Source organism: Paenibacillus sp. JJ-223, from assembly GCF_927798175.1.
Lineage (GTDB): Bacteria > Bacillota > Bacilli > Paenibacillales > Paenibacillaceae > Paenibacillus > Paenibacillus hubeiensis.
This window is the reverse complement of sequence record NZ_CAKMMP010000002.1, coordinates 260,716-279,965: the sequence shown is the minus strand read 5'-3', so window position 1 is coordinate 279,965 and position 19,250 is coordinate 260,716. Positions and strand designations below refer to the sequence as shown.

14 protein-coding genes are annotated in these 19,250 nt (G+C 54.1%); 13 read left to right on the top strand and 1 reads right to left on the bottom strand.

The features are described from left to right. The first annotated feature begins 132 nt into the window (after nt 1–132). The 4 genes from L6H98_RS04790 (at nt 133) to L6H98_RS04775 (ending at nt 4,725) form a co-directional block, all read left to right on the top strand. Nucleotides 133–1,011, top strand: coding sequence for an AraC family transcriptional regulator (locus L6H98_RS04790; protein ID WP_236413732.1), 879 nt, complete (start codon nt 133–135; stop codon nt 1,009–1,011). A gap of 338 nt (nt 1,012–1,349) precedes the next feature. Further along, the gene (locus L6H98_RS04785) at nt 1,350–2,063 is read left to right on the top strand and encodes a response regulator transcription factor (protein WP_236413314.1); all 714 of its coding nucleotides are present in this window, start codon (nt 1,350–1,352) and stop codon (nt 2,061–2,063) included. Then, nucleotides 2,060–3,565 (top strand): HAMP domain-containing sensor histidine kinase, encoded by a 1,506-nt coding sequence (locus L6H98_RS04780; protein WP_236413313.1) that lies wholly within the window; start codon nt 2,060–2,062, stop codon nt 3,563–3,565. Before L6H98_RS04785 ends, L6H98_RS04780 begins: the two co-directional genes overlap by 4 nt. Before the next feature lie 59 nt (nt 3,566–3,624). Continuing rightward, on the top strand, nt 3,625–4,725 hold the full coding sequence (locus L6H98_RS04775; protein ID WP_236413312.1) for a hypothetical protein: 1,101 nt from the start codon (nt 3,625–3,627) through the stop codon (nt 4,723–4,725). Between the two features lie 87 nt (nt 4,726–4,812). Here the strand turns inward: L6H98_RS04775 and L6H98_RS04770 are convergent, their stop codons facing one another. Beyond that, complete coding sequence (locus tag L6H98_RS04770; RefSeq protein WP_236413311.1) at nt 4,813–8,256, bottom strand: InlB B-repeat-containing protein; 3,444 nt, start codon at nt 8,254–8,256, stop codon at nt 4,813–4,815. Nucleotides 8,257–8,638: 382 nt separating this feature from the next. Between L6H98_RS04770 and L6H98_RS04765 the strand changes: the two genes are divergently transcribed. The 9 genes from L6H98_RS04765 (at nt 8,639) to cydB (ending at nt 19,250) form a co-directional block, all read left to right on the top strand. Continuing rightward, on the top strand, nt 8,639–9,526 hold the full coding sequence (locus tag L6H98_RS04765; RefSeq protein ID WP_236413310.1) for a rhodanese-related sulfurtransferase: 888 nt from the start codon (nt 8,639–8,641) through the stop codon (nt 9,524–9,526). A gap of 21 nt (nt 9,527–9,547) precedes the next feature. After that, nucleotides 9,548–10,186: a winged helix-turn-helix transcriptional regulator gene (locus tag L6H98_RS04760; RefSeq protein WP_356722652.1), complete on the top strand. Its 639-nt coding sequence runs from the start codon at nt 9,548–9,550 to the stop codon at nt 10,184–10,186. 731 nt (nt 10,187–10,917) lie between these two features. Continuing rightward, nucleotides 10,918–11,967, top strand: a complete 1,050-nt coding sequence (locus L6H98_RS04755; protein WP_236413307.1) for an ABC transporter substrate-binding protein — start codon at nt 10,918–10,920, stop codon at nt 11,965–11,967. Between the two features lie 196 nt (nt 11,968–12,163). Next, a complete protein-coding gene (locus L6H98_RS04750; protein WP_236413306.1) occupies nt 12,164–13,090 on the top strand; it encodes an ABC transporter permease in 927 nt (308 codons plus the stop codon). A gap of 1 nt (nt 13,091) precedes the next feature. Then, complete coding sequence (locus L6H98_RS04745; RefSeq protein WP_236413305.1) at nt 13,092–13,886, top strand: ABC transporter ATP-binding protein; 795 nt, start codon at nt 13,092–13,094, stop codon at nt 13,884–13,886. Between the two features lie 178 nt (nt 13,887–14,064). Beyond that, the gene (locus L6H98_RS04740; RefSeq protein ID WP_236413304.1) at nt 14,065–15,234 is read left to right on the top strand and encodes a winged helix-turn-helix domain-containing protein; all 1,170 of its coding nucleotides are present in this window, start codon (nt 14,065–14,067) and stop codon (nt 15,232–15,234) included. An 86-nt stretch (nt 15,235–15,320) separates the two neighbouring features. Next, a complete protein-coding gene (locus tag L6H98_RS04735) occupies nt 15,321–16,640 on the top strand; it encodes an MFS transporter (RefSeq protein WP_236413303.1) in 1,320 nt (439 codons plus the stop codon). Between the two features lie 194 nt (nt 16,641–16,834). After that, nucleotides 16,835–18,250, top strand: coding sequence for a cytochrome ubiquinol oxidase subunit I (locus L6H98_RS04730; RefSeq protein ID WP_236413302.1), 1,416 nt, complete (start codon nt 16,835–16,837; stop codon nt 18,248–18,250). Further along, nucleotides 18,195–19,250 carry a cytochrome d ubiquinol oxidase subunit II gene (cydB, locus tag L6H98_RS04725; RefSeq protein WP_236413301.1) on the top strand — a complete coding sequence of 352 codons (1,056 nt, stop codon included), beginning with the start codon at nt 18,195–18,197 and terminating at the stop codon, nt 19,248–19,250. Before L6H98_RS04730 ends, cydB begins: the two co-directional genes overlap by 56 nt.

Here is a 19,250-nt window from a genome sequence, read left to right as displayed (position 1 = left end):
CGGTTTTTTGTTGAGGGTGGAACCCTGTTCCTTGTTTCATTTTCCGCAAAAATGATCAAAACGTGAAACGTGCCTTCCCGTATAGTAAGGATATGGAAGGGGGCTGTTACAAGCTTGAGCCGTTATAGCACCATGATCGGACAAAGTCTGTATTTGATCGAAACCCGGCTGCATGAGCCGCTCGGGCTTGAGGAGATTGCCGCTGAAGCGGGGCTGTCGCCGTACCATTATCACCGTGTATTCCGGAAGGAAGTAGGCATGACGGTAACGGATTACATTCGCCACCGCCGAATGAGCCAGGCGTCCACGCTGCTGAGAAGTACCGACATGGGCATTCTGGACATTTCGTTCGAGTGCGGATTCGAGAGTCAGGAAGCGTTCACCCGTGCGTTCAAAAAGATATACGGCATGCCGCCAGGGCGATTTCGCAAGCTGTTCGATCTGAAATTGTTCAAATTCAGAACCAGAGGAGGAGAAATAAGCATGAACCAATCAACGAAGGTAAAAGGCTGGATACTGACAGGCAGCAATCCGCAAAATTACGAGATGGGCATCGATCCGACCGTAGTCCACCAGGGAACATCGTCGGGATATTTAAAAGCGGTGACACCGATGGGGGATGGTGAATTTGCCACGATGATGCAGCAGTTCAAGGCGGACAAGTACATCGGCAAGCGGATGAAGCTGACGGGCTTCGTGAGGACCGAGAAGGTAGAGGGATTTGCGAGCCTGTGGATGCGCGTGGACAATCATGCGCAGGATGTGCTGCAGTTCGATAACATGCATGATCGTGCGATTCTCGGCACGCAGCCATGGAACCAGTACAGCATCGTGCTGGACGTGCCCGAAGGCAGCGCCGTCATATCGTTTGGCGTGATTCTGAGCGGCCCGGGCAAGGTATGGGTGGACAGCTTCCGCTTCGAGGAGGTCGATCCGAGCACACCGCTTACGCACATGAGCACGGAGTACGAGATGCTGGATGAACCGACGAACTTGTCTTTTGAGGAATAGGGATAGAATTCGTACGTGTATGCAATACATGCGGGCAGCTGGATAACGAGGGTCATGAAGTCCTTTACGTCGAACGCAGCGCGGCATCGGTTTATCTGCTTATTCAGAGTCTTTCCGAGTATCGGAGAGGCTCTTTTTTCCATGCCAATGATTAGAAATGGGAGGATCAACGTAAATTACAAGCAGGTCCTTACTGCCCGCGGCGTCGGCCATTGCCCCGCAAAATGGAAAATCCCTTTTCGGGGAGGAACGACCGGTATTGTTGGCGAATCCGCAGCTCCTTGTTAACATAGATGCAGAAAGCGTTTGATGACATCGCAGCAAAGGATGATATGGATATGAACAAAAGAGTGCTTGTGGTCGATGATGAATCCAGCATCGTCAGTGCCATTTCTTATGCGCTGCGGCGCGAAGGGTATGAGGTGGAAACGGCAAATGACGGGGAAGAGGCGCTCCTTAAAGTCGCTTCATTCCACCCGCGGGTCATGATTCTGGACGTGATGATGCCCAAACTGGACGGGTATGGCGTATGCCGCAGGCTGGAGGATCGGGAGGATATCGGCATCATCCTGCTTACTGTCAAAAACGACATCGTCGACAAGATCGTCGGTCTGGAGATGGGCGCCGACGATTATATGACCAAGCCGTTCGAAATTCGGGAATTGCTTGCCCGCGTGAAGGCGTTGATGCGCCGCGTGGAGAAGAGTGCCGCTCCTGCTCCGGCAGAGGATGCAAAACAGGTTCTTATTAACGGCAACCTGCGCATTCACGTGGCGCATCGCACCGTGACGCTGGGTGGGGAACGGGTAGAGCTCACGCCGAAGGAATTCGATCTGCTCGCCATCCTGATGTCCCATCCGGAACGCGTTTATACGCGGGACGACCTGCTTGACCAGGTGTGGGGAATGGAGTACGCGGGCGGAACCCGGACGGTGGACATCCATATCCAGCGGCTGCGCAAAAAGATCGGCGATACGGATCAACGCAAGCTGCAAACCGTCTACGGCATCGGATACAAGGCGTCCGCACCGGAAGCGGGCGGAGCATCATGAGAGCCGGCATCAAGCTGAAGTTTAGCGGTTTTCTGGCCGTGCTTCTGATCTTGACGGTAGTTGTGCTGAGTTATCTGGTGCTGCGCGGCATCGAGCGTAATCAGCAGGCCCAGATCGAGGGCATTTTGTCGCAGCAGACGCTTTTGGTCAATTTGAACGTAAGGCAATCTTATTATACGGAAGCGGTCCGGATGGAGCCGTCGGCTTTTCTGCAGCAGAGCGGCCGCAGGCTCGCCCAGGAGCTGGCCAATTCAACCGGGCTGCCCATTACCCTATATGACCTGAATGCGCGGCAAGTCGGTTCATCCATCATGGCCGGGGATCGCGCAGATGCCGGGGAACTGTTGAGCTATGCCTTGAACAATAAAATCGCTTATCGCGAGCAGGGAGATACGATGCTGTACGTAGCGCCGCTCGACGGCCCGGAAGGCCAGATGGGCGCCGTGCAGATCCAGTATTCCGTCGCAAGCTACCATGAGTTCTACGCCCGAATCCGGCAGTTGTTCATATGGGCAGGAATCGTGGTCGTGGCGCTCAGCTTCGGCTTGGGTTACTTGTTCTACAACCGGTTCGCCGTAGCGATCACAAGGCTGAAGTCGTCAGCCGATTCCATTCGGGAAGGGAACTATATCTCCGCATCGCCGGTGAATCGCAAGGACGAATTGGGGGATCTGGGCCAGGGGATCTATTACATGAGCACGTCCATCCAGCAAAATATCGCGGCCATGGACGAAGAACAACGCAAGCTCAAGCTGGCCATCGAGAAGCTGCAGGCGCTGGAACAGCAGCAGAAGCAGTATATCGGCAACATCAGCCATGAGTTCAAGACGCCGCTAACCTCCATTAAGGCGTATGTCGAGCTGTTGGATATGTACAAGGACGATCCCCAACTGTTGGACGACGCAACGAACAACATCGGCAAAGAAACCGAGCGGTTGTACGAAATGGTGGAAAAGGTGCTGCACCTGTCCGCGCTCGAAAAATACGATTTCGAGAACCAGGCAGAAGATGTGGAAATTCGTGCACTGCTTGAAGATGCCTGCGGCCGGATGCGCGGCAAGGCGGAGAAGTTCGTCTTGTGCATGGAGCTGGACGTACAGCCTGCAACGATCCGCAGCGATCGGGAGAGCCTGATGCACATTTTCATCAATCTGCTGGATAATGCGATCAAATATAACGAGCCCGGCGGGGTAATCCGGATCGACGGCGGGCCGCGAATCAAGAAACGTGAGGTGGTCATTCGCATTTTCAACTCGGGAGCCCCCATTCCGGAGGAGGCGCGCGAGAAAATTTTCGAGCCGTTTTATACGGTCAACAAAGACAGGGCAAGGCAATCCGGGGGCACAGGGCTTGGGCTATCCCTCGTCAAACAGTTTGTCGAGAAGCAGGGCGGTGCGATCCGGCTGTTGCCGAATGGCGACCAGAACGAGGAAGGGACGACCTTTGAATTGGTTTTTCCGTTGGCGGACGCAAGTTTACAAGTTGGAAACAACTCGGATTAACTTTCGAAGTATCGGACAGGTATGCTTGGTCCTAGAAAAGCAAATCAGGGGGGGACATCATGGATTGGAAGAAGGCGGCCTTGGGCACGCTTGGGGCGATGGCGCTGTTGTCGGCAACGGCATGCGGGGCGGGAACGTCGGGCGGCAGCACGAATGTTGGCTCGGGAACGGACATTACGGTTAAAGACAATACGAATACATCGGTATATCAGAGTTTCAAACTGGAGAAGATCGACAAGCTGCAAAATATGCGCGGGGTGGCGTGGCTGAACAATGAACTGATTTTGACGGATAAAGAGAACAAATCCTTAAAACCGGTCAACGTCGAAGGGCAGCAGCGTTATCCGCACAATCTGTACATGTACGATTTGGCGAAGGCCAGCGATACGCCGGTGAAAGAAAGCGAAGTGAGCTTGGGCGCACCGCTGGTGTCGCCGGACAGTCAGCATGTATTCTACCGCGAGCCTCAGGAGGCGACAGGCAAAGGGTTCATTTTGAACCTGCACAGCGGAGAGACGGTGCCAACAGGGGATGATGAAGGTTTTGTAGGCGAAGGAGCGTGGCTGGACAACGATCACGTCGTATTTCCGAACATGCAGGGCCAGCTGATTTCGGCGAGCGTGAACGGGGATACCAAAGTGCTGGTGGAGACGGGAAGCTTCAATACACGCAGCATTGCGGCTTCAGGCAGCCTCGTGTATTACATTACGGGTGAGGATGGCCAGTTGAATTCGGTGGATACGGCGACGGGTGAAGTGAAGCAGCTGCTGAAAAGCGTGGAATGGGTGATCCCGTCCACAGATGGCTCAAGGCTCGCCATCGTGAAAAAAACCGCCGACACGAAACGGGCGCTGGTGCTTACTGACCTGGAAGGCAATGAGAAGGCTACGCTTGCGCGCGGTACCCAAATTTTCGGCACAAGCTGGTCCGGCGATGATTCGAAGATTGCCTATACGATCAATTCGGACAACGACAACGAGAAAGGACTGTTCGTGTCCAACACGGAATCCGGAGAGCAATTCCAGATTTCCGCCGACATGGACAACGTCTCCGATCCGCTGAGCTGGAGTCCGGAGGGCAATCGGATTCTGCTGTCTCAGTCCGTGCTCGAAAATGATTCGTACCGTTTCGTCACCTCGATCATTACGATTTCGGAGTGATTGGGCGGCCCATGCAGAAGAGCCTTGTGTTTCGATTGGATTGACATCGAAGCACGAGGCTCTTTTCCGGTTTGGGGCATCAGCCCGTTATGGGAGATTGATCTGCATCAATACGTTCAGCGCTTCTGCCCGAGTGGCGTTTGCCGCTGGGGCAAATTCGTTATTACTTCTGCCTGACAGGAGGCCGTCTCGTTGCATGGAGGCAACGGCCGTCCTTGCCCATGCCGGGATGCTTGCATCGTCCGCGAACGTAGTCGCTGCATTCCCTGACGTTTCGGCGCCCAATACATTGGTCACAATTACGGCCATCTCAGCCCGAGTGATCGGGTCTTGCGGGCGGAACGCGCCGCTTGCGTCGCCTTGGATGTAGCCCAGGCTTCCGGCTTGTGCTACGGCAGATTGCGCCCACGACCCAATCTCCTCGTTATCCGTGAAATGTGCCGTGGCATCATCAGATTGGAGCTGTAGACGGTTCATCAGCATAACGACGAATTCCGCCCGGGTCACGGCCTTTCCGGGTTTGAAGCTGCCATCGCTGTAACCCTTGACGATTCCTTCGCGCACGGCTTGAATGATGATATTTTCTGCCCAATGTCCCTTGATATCCCGAAATGATGCGGGTTCTGGTTGTTCGGGCTGGGCGACGGCAAATACAGCGAATTTGGTGAAATGATCCACATTGACCTGAATGCGCGAGCCCTGAGTGCTTGAAGCTCCCGCAGGCGTCCATATCTTCTGCCGTTCGTCGAAATACATGATTTCTGCCCGTTCATTGCTTGCCAGCAAAGCGGTGTCGAATGCCATGTCCAGGTTTACGGGCACGCCGAAATGATCGGGGGAGTCCTTCAGAAGTTCGTACACGGGACTCAGCAAACGTTTCTGATTGGTCAGCAAAGCCTCCGGATCGGCAAGCTTGTTGATGGATATGACCATTGCCTGCGGCGAGGCACCTTTGGGAATATTCATCGTTATTGCTGGTCCGAGGCTGATCCGCCCTGGCTGCCCTGCGGCAAGAGTCAGGCGTCCATCGGTGGAGACGGCTGCGTCGGAGGAACTTTGGGTGGAAACGGAGCCGGAGCTGCCCGAACTACCCGAACTACCCGAACTGCTCGAACCGCCGAAACCGCCAGAACTGTCCGAACTGCCGGAACCCCCGCCAGTATTTTCCGCGGGAATTGCTGCCCATTTGGCGTACAGCGTCAGGTTGTCGGTGATCGGCATGTTGTCGAAATCAAATGCCTGCGTCAGTCCCAGATCGGTGAACCAACCGGCAAAGGTATATCCGGTGCGTGAAGGCGCGTCGGGTCGATGAGCCAAGGCGTTGTAGTCGACCTGCTGTCCGTCGACCGCCGAGCCGCCGTTGGTGTTGAACTGCACGTTGAAGGAGCGGACTGTCCATTTGGCGTACAGCGTCAGGTTGTCGGTAATCGTCGTGTTGTCGAAATCAAACGCTTGCGTCAGTTCCGAATCGGTGAACCAACCGGCAAAGGTGTACCCGGTGCGTGAAGGCGCGTCGGGTCGATGAGCCAAGGCGTTGTAATCGACCTGCTGTCCGTCGACCGCCGGGCCGCCGTTGGTGTTGAACTGCACGTTGAAGGAGCGGATTGTCCATTTGGCGTACAGCGTCAGGTCGCTGGTAATCGTCGTGTTGTCGAAATCAAACGCCTGCGTCAGTTCCGAATCGGTGAACCAACCGGCAAAGGTATACCCGGTTCGGGAGGGCGCGTCGGGACGATGAGCGAAGTCGTTGTAATCGACCTGCTGTCCGTCGACCGCCGAGCCGCCGTTGGTGTTGAACTGCACGTTGAAGGAGCGGACCGTCCATTTGGCGTACAGCGTCAGGTCGCTGGTAATCGTCGTGTTGTCGAAATCAAACGCTTGCGTCAGTTCCGAATCGGTAAACCAGCCTTCAAAGGTGTACCCGGTGCGGGAAGGCGCGTCGGGCTCGGTCAACCTGCTTGCATAGCGAACGCTTTGTACTGGGATATCTGTACCCCCGCTGCTGACAAAGGTGACGGTTCGCGGCGTATAGTATTTGAACGCGACTGTCGTTGTGTTACCTGCGGCGTCGGTTACAACCAGGACATGTGTTCCTTCACGGCTTACCGTTCCACCGCTGGCAAAAGGAGAACCGTCCAGCGTGGCAGTCCCCTCGTTAAAGGCAATGGTTGGCGCTGTCTCATAGACGGCATCATCAGCAACCCCTATGACGACAGGAGGGGTGCTGTCGATGACAAAATGCACGGTTGTGGTGCCGGCATTGTTGGTGACCGCCAAGGTGTAGCTGCCCTCACCGGTGATGGAGGTACCGCTTGTAAAAGGAGAACCGTTTAACAGTGCGGTGCCGCCGTCAAACGCAGGCGTAACCGGACCGTTGTAGGTCGTTTGGTCATTCACTCCGGTAATGACCGGTTTATTTGTCGCGGTAACGGTGATCGTGACTGTTGCCGCGTTGCTGTCGCCTATGCTGCCGCTGCCAATATACTGGAAACTGTCATTGCCAGAAAAACCGGTATTCGGCGTATACATAAAAGCCCCGTTCGAATTTAACGTAATTGCCCCGTTCGTTGGGGAATTGATCAGTCTTGCCGTTGAAACGTTGATATCGTTGGCGAGAACCCCTGGTGACGCAACGGTTAGAGTCGTGCCCCCATTGGTTAAGTATTGATCGTTATTGGCCAACGCCCGATCACCGATCGGGGAAGCGCCTACCTTGGAAATATAATAAATGATGCCAGACGGGTCGCCGGTGAGGTCGGGAAGTTTGAACCCAGTCATCCCATCCCCGCCGTACCGGTTTCCGAGCAGGTCGAATAGAGCCCGATTGGCATTGATCGTCAACAGCGTTCCATCGGCTTGAATCCATTCCGGATTGCTCACTTGCACGGGCATCGGAATAATCTCGCCCATGTATTCGTCCCCTGTTCCGCCGGTTAGTGGGGAGTAGGTGCTATTTGTGAAAATCGCATAATGAAGCGGGGTTTGCTCATTAGTCGGCAAGTTAGGAAGCTGGAACGTAGTTTCTCCATCTCCGCCGTATTTCTTGCCGATCAGGGAATAAAGCGACGGGAAACTGGCAATCTCTAAGGTCTGCCCTTCTGCCGTCAGCCAGCCGGAAGGCGAAAAATAGTAAGGGAACAAGCGAATTTCGCCCAGGACGGCATTGGCTATGCCGCTTCCTTCTTCTCTGGATGGAAAAATGCCGTTTGTGGCGATATAATATCTGGTCCCTCCCGGAGCCTGGTTGGACAAATTCGGTAAAACGAATGTCTGATTGTCACCCACGCCGTAATTGGCTCCCAGCAAGGAAAATAACTCGGTGTTGGAAGAAATTGCGAGCAGTTGGCCTTCGGCCGGCACCCATCCGTTAGGCGCAGCATCGTAGGGGAACAGCCTGATTTCTCCAAGAAGAGGTTCTGCTGCCGCCGCGTGGGCACGAGGGGTGACGGGAAGGACCGATGAAAGCCCGCTTACGGCAAGCAGAAAGACAAGCGACAGAATGCCCGCTCTTTTGATTCGTTGTGCAATCACAAAAGTTCACTCCATTTTCTCGATGAATGTGTTAATCCTGACTGACTAATGCAAATATTCGGTGCTGCGAAACCATTGGGCTCTCTTGTTCTGAGTTCAGTGTAATGAATTCGCCCTCAAAAATGAATGAAATTTTAATTATTCCATCTCTGATATATTTATCGGTTGCAGCGAATCAAATGAAGAGACCCCATCGAATCGTATTTGTCACTTCCATAACTTGCATCCCTTTCTATACATTAATATTGACTAAGGTATTGCGCTCCGATAAACTAAAGGGCAGGAATACAGGTCGAAGCTAAGGACAGCAGTTCGAGACATGGTTTCGGGCGGCTGTTTCTTTTTCTTTTTCATCATATAAAAACAGGAACAGGTGATACACATGTGCAAGAGCGCGTACCGCGTGCTTTTATATTATAAGTTCGTGAAGATCGATGACGCCGAGACGTTGACACAGGAACATCTGCAATACTGCAAGGATCTGGGCGTCAAGGGCCGCATCCTGATTGCCTCCGAAGGCATCAACGGCACCGTGTCCGGAACATGGGAACAAACCGAGCAATACATGAAGGACATGCATGCCAATCCGCTGTTCAGCGACATGGTGTTCAAGATCGATGAAGTCGAAGAGCATGCGTTCAAAAAAATCTTTGTTCGCCACAAGGCGGAGCTGGTGACTTTCCGCGTGGACCAAGAGCTGGACCCGAACGAAGTCAGCGGCAAACGCCTCTCGCCGAAGGAATTCTACGAGCATTTGCAGCGCGATGACGTCATCGTCATCGATGGCCGCAATGACTACGAATACGAAATCGGCCATTTCCGCGGTGCCATCCGTCCCGATGTCGAGTCGTTCCGCGAATTTCCGGAGTGGATTCGGGAGAATCTGGGCGACATGAAAGACAAAAAGATCATTACGTACTGCACTGGCGGCATTCGCTGCGAGAAGCTGACCGGCTTCATGATCAACGAAGGGTTCCAGGATGTGGCACAGCTTGAGGGCGGTATCGTAACCTATGGCAAGGACCCTGAGGTGCAGGGCCGTCTGTTCGATGGCAAATGCTATGTGTTCGACGAACGCATCTCCGTGCCGATTAACCGTACGGATGAAGATATCGTTATCGCAAGCTGTTACCACTGCGGAACGACGCATGACCGATATATCAACTGTCCAACCTGCAACCTGCAGCACGTATGCTGCGAGGATTGCGAAGAGACGCATAACCGCTTTTGCTCGGATGCCTGCCGGGAGGCAGCGCCCGTACACGCATAAGCCTGAGAGCAGGTGCTGCATGTGAAGCATGAAAATGAAATGACGACGCGTGAACGGATTTTGTTCATGCTGAAACGGCAAGGCACGTTAACCGCCAGGGAAATGACGGCGGAGCTGGGTTTGACCGGCATGGCGATTCGCCGCCATCTGTCGGCGCTTGAGCAGGACGGCCTGATCGAGGTGCGCGAAGCGAGGGCGACGGCTGGCCGTCCTTCCTCCGTGTACCATTTGACGACGCGGGGCGACGGTTTTTTTCCGAAATCCTACCCGGCGCTTACGCTGGAATTGCTGGAAGAGCTGAACGAATCGGTTGGCGGCGATATCATCGGCACGCTGTTCGAGAACCGGCGCGACAAGCTGCTGCGCAGCGGGATGCCGCAGATGGAAGGCCGGGACCTGGCCGGACGAGTCGAGGAACTGGCGCGCATTCAAAACGCAAACGGTTATATGGCCGATTCTTCTGCGGAAGAAGACGGCACGTACGTTATCACCGAATTGAACTGCCCGATCGTACAGGTGGCCAGAGTGCACAAGCAGGCCTGCCGCTGCGAGCTGGAGCTGTTCCGTTCGCTGCTGCAAGCGGATGTGGAACGAACGGAATGCTACGCCGACGGCGGCAAGAAATGCACCTATCGGGTACGTGAGGCGTCGGGAGAATAAAACGAACAACGGGGACTGTTTTTGTCCGGGGCGTTCCCCTCTTGTAGTAAGCCATGTTAGAATTGGCTTATACATCGAGGGGGTGCTGCCGGAATGCAGTCCTTTTTGTATGGACGAAGCTTGGCCTTTGTGGGGATTGAAACTTGCGGGCAGCTTCCTGTTAATCGGCCAAGTGTTTGCAATTTAGCTGTAACGAACCTGAGGCGTCTTATTTCGGGTGAATTTCGCTAGTTTTTGTGGTTACGAATCTCAGGCACGCTATTCACCATCGTGTCGTCTATATCTCTCATGTTGCCTACAATAAGGTGTCTGAGGTTTGTTAGGATGCTGGGAGGGCGGAAATCGTCTGAATAAGGTGCGAGAGGTTCGTTAGGGGTAGGGGGAGAGAGCTCATCAATCTCTTTCCATGCACTAAATGATGTATTTAGCTGTCCGTAGATTTGTACGGATGGCTTTTTGGTGTGTCATGTTTCCTCTCACGTGTGAGCGAAAAAACAAAATTGGAAGCGCATCAACCATTGACGGGAAAGAGGACTCACCTTAATATTAGGGAAACACAAAATTCACACACGGGCCATGGACTTCAGTCGCATGCGAAAAGTCTGCATTTGTCTACTTTTGTCGATCAAAGCAACAATGCGTTGAAGCGTTCGTTTTGTCCCGCCTTGTCGCATCACTCGGTTGATCGCGACAAGGCTCACAAATTTGAGAAGGTAGAGAGGGGTTATCACATGAAAAAAAAGTTCTGGATGTCTCTGATGATGGCTGCAACCATGATCGTCGCCGCAGGCTGCGGCAACAATGGCAGTAGTTCGAATACCGCTTCCGAGGGAACGGGCAATGCCAACGAAGGAAGCACCGAGAAATCGTACCGCATCGCCATTTCGCAAATCGTGGAGCATCCGTCGCTCGACGCGACTCGTGAAGGATTCATCGCTGCATTGAAGGACGCGGGAATCGAAGAGAACAAAAACCTGACGATCGATTACAATAACGCGCAGGGTGACTCCACCAACAACCTGTCCATCGCGCAGAAGATTGCCGGCGACTCGAAAAATGATCTCGTGCTGGGGATCGCCACGCCGTCTGCATTGGCATTGGCCCAACAAGTCAAAGATAAACCGCTGCTGTTTGCTGCGGTAACCGATCCGCTGGGAGCCAAACTGGTCACGGATCTGGACAAGCCGGGCAGCAACGTGACAGGCGCTTCCGACACGAACCCGGAAGCGATCGTGCAATTGGCCGATTTCATCGCGAAATACATGACTGACATCAAAACGGTAGGTTTGGTCATCAACGAAGGGGAACCCAACGCCGTCGTTATGGCAAACAATGCGGAGAAGGCGTTGTCCAAGCACGGCATCAAGCTGGTGAAGGCGGCCGTAACAAACACGTCCGAGGTTAAACAAGCTACCGATTCGCTCGTGGGCAAAGTGGATGCGTTCTACATCACGTTGGACAACTCCGTCGTAAGTGCGGTGGATACGATGATCCAAACTGCAAACCAGAACAAAATTCCGTTCTTCTCCAGTGACCGCGATACGGTCGAAAAAGGCGCATTTGCCACCGTGGGTTTCAAATACTACGATCACGGCTACCAAGTGGGCGAAATGGCTGCCGACATTCTGAAGAACGGCACCAACCCGGGCGAAATGAAAGTAACCGTACCGGACAAACTGGACCTGATCCTGAACCTGAAAGCGGCTGAAGCGCAAGGCATCACGGTAACGGACGAAATGAAAGCCGAAGTGAAGGACCAGGCAGCAAACATCATTCAATAACCGGACGGAACTTGCTCCGGAGGGTCAGATACGAGGCGGACGCTCAGACGGGTTCGCCTCCCTTTTTTCGACAATTTTCGTCGTGGAATAACAGTAGAACCGAGTATCCGGAATCGGTGTTTGCCATTCGGTGAGAGCGCTAAGTTGGGTGGAATTGCATTGACAGATGTTTCGGTCACAGATGGGAGGAAGCAATATGTTCAGTATCAGCTGGGGTGCCATTGAAGGAGCGATTGAGCTCGGGTTGTTATACTCGCTTATGGCGCTTGGCGTATACATTACCTTTCGGATTCTTGATTTTCCCGATCTTACGGTAGACGGCAGTTTCACGACAGGAGGGGCCGTGGCGGCCGTGATGATTTCCAATGGCTATTCGTCATGGGTGGCTTGCCTGGTGGCTATGGTTTGCGGAATGATTGCCGGGGCCTGCACGGGGTTGCTGCATACCAAGGGCAAGATTAACGGATTGTTATCGGGGATTTTGATGATGATTGCCTTGTATTCCATCAATATGCGCATTTTGGGCGGTGCCCCGAACAAATCCATCATGGGCATCGACAATCCGTTTTCGGGCGAGCATGTCATGGTTATTATCATCATTGTCGTTTTGGTATTCAAGATCATGCTGGACTTGTTCATGAAAACGGACATCGGACTCGCACTGCGGGCAACCGGCGACAATAAACGCATGATTCGCAGCTTTGGTGCAAACACCGACGTGACAACGATCATTGGCGTCAGCTTGTCCAATGGGCTGGTTGCGCTGTCCGGAGCGTTTATCGCGCAGCAATCCGGTTTTGCCGACATTACGATGGGAATTGGCATGATCGTCATCGGCTTGGCCTCGGTCATTATCGGTGAAGCGATCCTGGGGGCGCGCACTATTTTCTGGGCTACCCTTGCCGCGGTTGTGGGCTCGATTATTTATCGCGTCGTGGTTGCCTTGGCGCTGCAGGTCGATTGGTTCGATACGTCCGATCTGAAGCTGATCACCGCCGTCATCGTGATCATCGCATTGGTCATTCCGACGATGCGCCGTTCAATGAAGCAAAAGCGGCTCGCCCGCATGCGTACCCAAGAACTGATGCAGGGATCCGGTCAGCAGATGAAGGGGGGCATGTGACATGCTGGAGATTTCACAAGTAACGAAGCTGTTCAATCCGGGTACGACCGACGAGAAGACCGCGCTGGTTGGCGTGAACCTGACGATGAAACCCGGCGATTTCGTCACGGTGATCGGCAGTAACGGCGCAGGGAAATCGACCTTGATGAACATCATCTCGGGTGTCATGAAGCCCGATACGGGAGATGTGCGAATCAACGAACGCTCCATCAAACATTTGCCGGAGCATCGTCGCAGCAGCTGGATCGGCCGGGTGTTCCAGGACCCGATGGCAGGAACCGCTCCGCATATGACGATCGAGGAAAACATGGCGATGGCCTATAAACGGGGAAAAGGGCGTGGACTCAGCTTCGGCGTCACCCGGGCCAAACGCGAGCTGTTCAACGCGCAGCTGGTGAAGCTGGGCATCGGTCTGGACAAACGCCCGAACGCCAAAGTAGGGCTGTTGTCCGGCGGCGAGCGTCAAGCGCTCAGCCTGCTGATGGCGACGTTTACCCAGCCGCAAATTTTGCTGCTGGATGAACATACGGCGGCTCTGGACCCGGCCCGTGCCGAACTGATTACGGAGCTGACCGAAACGCTGGTGCGCGAGATGCGGCTGACCACCTTGATGGTTACCCACAACATGGAGCAGGCCATTCGTCTTGGCAACCGCCTGATCATGATGGATAAGGGCCGCATCATTCTGGATGTAAGCGAAGAGCGCAAGCGCACGCTGACCGTACCCGAGCTGCTGGGCGAATTCGAGCGGATCAGCGGCAAAACGCTGGCCGATGACCGCGTGGTGCTGGGTTAATCCCAAAAACGCAACAATCAAAAATGATGCCGATTGCAGCACTGCTGCAGCGGTGATTCCCCCTTTTGCATTTCTGCAAAAGGGGTTTTTGTGCAGACTGTGCGATGCACGGCTATAATGGAGTATACATTTTATGAAATCCCTATGGGATGACGGCATATATTAGGAGGCGCTGTGCATGTCATTGCAATTTGACGAAGGATCATATACCGTAACGCGCCGTACCGAATCCATTCGCCTGTTGGCCAAGGAGTTTGCGCTGCTCCGCTTTCTCTACGAAAACAAGGAAAAGGCGTTTACGCGCAGCCAGCTGCTTGACCGGGTATGGCCGCTGGAGTATCCAGTGGAGCGCACCGTGGACGACCATGTCTATCGCCTGCGTAAAAGGTTAAGGGACTGGGAAGAGGTGATGATCGAAACCGTGCGCGGTTACGGCTACAGATTGACGATCCGTATGCCTGTTCATGCCATGCCTGCCAATCCTTCCGAAGCGGATCAGGAGCTGCGCGAAGCCGTTCATGGCCTGTTTCGCAAATATCATCTGTTCGGCCAGGGAAAATCCATGTTGACGCTGATCGAACAGCAGGATGTGCTCGGCATCCAAATCGACCCGTTCTACCGGCTGTATATCCGCTTTGTGCAAGGGGATCTGAAATGGCTGGTCACCACGAAGGAAATTCCGTTTGAGGATCGCCTGTACTGGCTGCTTATCTTCATGCATGCCTTGACGGAACCCAAGGAAACTCTACGGCTATATGAAAAAGCATTAAACTCACATGCTTTGTCGGTGGATCAGCAGCGGGAGCTGCGCATTCTCAACATTGTTGAAGTTTATGCGGAAACAGGACGGTATGGGCGCGCAAGATCGCAATTGGTCGAAACGTACGAAGTGATGGAACGGGACGGCCTGGTGAACTTCAGGCTGCCGGTTGCGTTAGCACGGCTCTATGTCGAGCTGTGGGGCGGGAGTGAGGATGCCGTGGAACCGTTGATTGCGTCGTTGCGTGCAAGTTTGAAGGAGGCTCCGTATTTGCGAGAGGTCGGACGATTTCAGGTCATGGAAGGCCTTTGGTTGCTGAGACAGGGCAGGCTGCGCGAGGCGGAGCAAAGGCTGGATGACGGATTGGACGTGTTGAAAATGTCGCTGAATGCGCCGTTGGTCCTGAATTCGGCTTCGCAGATTCTGCTGTTTATGGATCATCATCACATTGAGGGCCGTTTGCGGCGAAAATACAAGATCGTATCCGAAGAAATCGCCAAATACTATGAAGTTCCGGTCTATAGACAACAAATGCTGGATGAAGTCCGCACATTTTTATCCTCTTTTTCCCCGGGCCAAGGCCTCTGATATTCCTCTGATATTGCTCCTATATGATCACAGTTATAAGAGATGCAGCCGTCCAGGCTGCTGGACTGGATCAGGAGGAGACTAACATGACAACAATATTTGAAGAAAAGCATGCCGCCCATTCATCGGCGTCGGCACCCCAAGGCAGCTTGTGGAAAAATATACGATTCGTGCGGTTGTTCCTGGCCTACGCGCTGGCCACGTTCGGCGACTGGTTCGACGCACTCGCCATCCAGGTCATGATTGCTTACCGCTGGGGAGCAGATCCGCTGATTATTGCTCTGGTTCCCGTATGCATGGCCATTCCGGGCATCCTGTTCGGTTCGATTGCAGGCACGCTGGCCGACCGGTGGCCGAAGGTGAACATCATGCTGATTTGCGATGCGGCGAACGTGCTGCTGACCGTGGGCATTCTGTTCGCGCCAGGGCCGGGCTGGCTGCTCCCATTGCTCGGTGCGAGAGCGATGATGGGCGTGTTCCACATTCCTGCACAGCAGGCATTGACACGCCAAGTCGTGCCGGAAAAACACCTGCTGCAGGCCACCTCGATGAACGGCTTTGTTGCCCAATGCTCCAAGGTGGCAGGGCCATTGCTCGGTGCCGTGATTTTGGCGGCATTTTCGCCGCAAACCTGCATTGTCGTCAATGCCTGCAGCCGCCTGCTTTCAGGGATGGTCTTGTGGCCCTTAAGGCGTTTGACGGAGGAGGCGAAGTCCGCGGATGTCGACCAAGCGGCTGGGAACGATCAAACACGGCAGGCATCGTGGATAACGCAGTGGAAGGAAGGATGGATTTTTTTGCGCAGCAAACCGGCGGTATTCCGGACGATTTGGTTTGGCTGCACAGGACTGTTGGCCATTCTTATGATCGATTATCAATTCGCCACCCTCTTTCGAAGCATCAAGCCGGACAACGAGGTGCTGGTCGGCTGGCTCGGAGCTTCCGCAGGCGCAGGTGCCGTAGCCATCATCATGGTGCTCAATCGTTTGTCGCGCATTAGTTACGGTTGGGGGCTTGGGGGAGGTTTTCTGTTGATCGGTGCGGGGATCGCCGGACTTGGCTGGCTGGAACCGTCTACGCATGAAGGGTGGATCATCTTCTGGGGACTATGCATCGGTCTCGGCAACGGCTTGTCCATGGTGACCATGAATTATTTGCTGCAAAAGGAAAGCCCGCCGGACATGGTGGGCAGGGTATTCGGCATTCAGAATTCCATGTCGAGCATCGTGCTAGTCGCTGCCCCGCTTGCAGGAGGTGTTCTGATTCAGGCTGCCGGCCCTGGTTTGACCTTTGTCTACATTGGGGCAGCAACGTTTCTCATTGGGTTGGTTGGGGTTGTGCTGCAGCGACTGTTATGGGGTGCAACGGGGAATCAGCCGGTTCGATTTCCTGATATCCAAGATTAAATTTTTATAAATTGTGTGACCGCCATCACTTTTTTTTGTGGACATGCCAAAGTTTGTGATAATTGTCACATGTGCAAATTTAGCGATCTGGCACAATAACGTTCATTAGGACGTGTTTGGCAGGGTGAGGCAAAGGAGACAAACCGATGCCAAACGCGAAAATTTTGCATGTGAACAGAAAGAAGGGGTAAGTTATGGATCCGATTATGCTATCGCGTATCCAATATGCGCTTACGACGATCTTCCACTTTTTCTTTGTGCCGCTGTCCATCGGTTTGGTGCTGCTGGTCGCAATCATGGAGACGTTGTACGTCGTCAAAGGCAAGGAAATTTACAAGACGATGGCCAAATTTTGGGGCAAGCTGTTCCTGATCAATTTCGCCGTCGGGGTAGTTACGGGCATTCTGCAGGAATTCCAGTTCGGCATGAACTGGTCCGAGTATTCCCGCTTTGTGGGCGACGTGTTCGGCGCACCGCTCGCCATTGAAGCATTGCTGGCGTTTTTCATGGAATCGACGTTTATCGGATTATGGATTTTCGGGTGGGAGCGCTTGTCCAAAAAGGTGCATCTGGCCTGCATCTGGCTGGTGTTTACCGGCACGTTCCTGTCCGCGCTTTGGATTTTGGCGGCGAATTCCTTCATGCAGCATCCTGTCGGATTCACGATCAACAACGGCCGGGCCGAGATGAACGATTTCTTCGCCTTGATTACCAATGGGCAGCTGCTGGTCGAATTCCCGCATACGATCTTCGGGGCTTTGATGACAGGAGCTTTTGTCGTGACCGGGATCAGTGCGTTTAAGCTGATGAAAAAGCAGGATGTGGACGTGTTCCGCAGATCGTTCCATATCGGCATCGTCGTGGCGCTGGTTTCTTCGATCGGGGTAGCATTCTCCGGTCACTTCCAGGCGCAGTACCTGGTCGAAACACAGCCGATGAAGATGGCTGCCAGCGAAGGAACGTGGACGACGACGGAGGATCCTGCCCCATGGACAGTGGTTGCCTTTATCGATCCGGACAAGCAGGAAAACTCGGGCGAACTCAAAATTCCCGGGCTGCTGAGTTACCTGTCTTACAGCAAGTTTTCCGGCAGCGTAACGGGCATGAAGGAGCTGCAGGCCGAGTATGAACAGAAGTACGGACCTGGCGATTACATTCCGCCTGTGCGCACGACGTTCTGGAGCTTCCGCATCATGATTGCTGCGGGCGGGTTGATGATCCTGCTTGCGCTGTACGGCTGTTACCTGGCACTTCGCCGGAAACTGGAAGGTGCCCGCCCTTGGTTCATGAAATCGATGATTTTTGCGATTTCGTTGCCGTTTATCGCCAACACGGCCGGCTGGATCATGACCGAGGTGGGCCGGCAGCCGTGGACGGTCTTCGGTTACATGACGACGGAAGCCGGGGTATCGCCCAATGTGACGGCAGGACAGATTTTGTTCTCGACGATTGCCTTTACGGCAGCCTATACGATTCTCGGCATCGTGATGGTCTACCTGTTCGTTCGCAAAATCAAAGCAGGGCCTTACGCGGTCGACCAATCGGAGGAACAGGATGAATCGGCCGATCCGTTCGGCATGGATGGGGGTTATTCAGTTGTCACTAAGTGAACTGTGGTTTGTGCTGATTGCCGTGTTGTTTATCGGCTTTTTCTTTCTGGAAGGCTTTGATTTCGGCGTGGGCATGTCGACAGGACTGATCGCGCGGACAGACCGGGAACGACGGACGATGATCAATTCGATCGGACCGTTCTGGGATGGGAACGAGGTGTGGCTGCTGACGGCGGGCGGTGCGATGTTTGCCGCTTTCCCGCACTGGTATGCGACCTTGTTCAGCGGATTTTACCTGCCGCTGGTCGTGGTGCTGCTTGCTCTGATCGGACGGGGAGTGGCGTTTGAATTCCGCAGCAAGATGAAACACCAGCGCTGGCGCAAGACATGGGACATTATCATTGTTATCTCCAGCGCCCTGCTGCCGTTCCTGTTCGGCGTAGTATTCGCAACGCTGATGAAGGGATTGCCGATTGACGGTGACATGCAGCTTCGGGCAGGTTTCCTGGATATCGTAAACCCGTACACCGTGGTAGGCGGACTTGCCGTAACGATGCTATGCCTGGTGCACGGTCTGTTGTTTGCTTCGCTCCGCACGGTCGGACCGCTCCGGGAACGCGCGCTGCACATGGCCCGCAAACTGATGCTGCCGCTGGCAGTCGTTCTTGCGCTTTATGCCGCATTGACCTATTTCATGACGGACATGTTTGACGTCCGCGGATGGGCGCTTTGGATTCTGGTGGCACTCGGTGCCGCTGCCCTCGCCGCCGCTGCCTATTTTGTGCGGCAGCAACGCGAGGGATGGGCTTTCGGCATGACGGGTGCCGTCATTGCGATTTTGTTTGCCTCCGTGTTTGTCGGATTGTTCCCCAGAGTCATGATCAGTTCGTTAGGAGAAGCGTTCAACCTCACGGTACATAATGCATCGTCGGGCGCTTATTCCTTGAAGGTCATGACCATCGTTGCCTGCACGCTGCTGCCGTTTGTGCTGGGATATCAGATCTGGAGCTATTACATTTTCCGCAAACGCTTGAACGAGCAGCATCATCTGGAGTACTGA

Coding starts and splice junctions, on each gene's coding strand:
- L6H98_RS04790 (WP_236413732.1), top strand. CDS start 133: ATGATCGGACAAAGTCTGTATTTGATCGAAACCCGGCTGCATGAGCCG.
- L6H98_RS04785 (WP_236413314.1), top strand. CDS start 1,350: ATGAACAAAAGAGTGCTTGTGGTCGATGATGAATCCAGCATCGTCAGT.
- L6H98_RS04780 (WP_236413313.1), top strand. CDS start 2,060: ATGAGAGCCGGCATCAAGCTGAAGTTTAGCGGTTTTCTGGCCGTGCTT.
- L6H98_RS04775 (WP_236413312.1), top strand. CDS start 3,625: ATGGATTGGAAGAAGGCGGCCTTGGGCACGCTTGGGGCGATGGCGCTG.
- L6H98_RS04765 (WP_236413310.1), top strand. CDS start 8,639: ATGTGCAAGAGCGCGTACCGCGTGCTTTTATATTATAAGTTCGTGAAG.
- L6H98_RS04755 (WP_236413307.1), top strand. CDS start 10,918: ATGAAAAAAAAGTTCTGGATGTCTCTGATGATGGCTGCAACCATGATC.
- L6H98_RS04750 (WP_236413306.1), top strand. CDS start 12,164: ATGTTCAGTATCAGCTGGGGTGCCATTGAAGGAGCGATTGAGCTCGGG.
- L6H98_RS04745 (WP_236413305.1), top strand. CDS start 13,092: ATGCTGGAGATTTCACAAGTAACGAAGCTGTTCAATCCGGGTACGACC.
- L6H98_RS04740 (WP_236413304.1), top strand. CDS start 14,065: ATGTCATTGCAATTTGACGAAGGATCATATACCGTAACGCGCCGTACC.
- L6H98_RS04735 (WP_236413303.1), top strand. CDS start 15,321: ATGACAACAATATTTGAAGAAAAGCATGCCGCCCATTCATCGGCGTCG.
- L6H98_RS04730 (WP_236413302.1), top strand. CDS start 16,835: ATGGATCCGATTATGCTATCGCGTATCCAATATGCGCTTACGACGATC.
- cydB (WP_236413301.1), top strand. CDS start 18,195: ATGAATCGGCCGATCCGTTCGGCATGGATGGGGGTTATTCAGTTGTCA.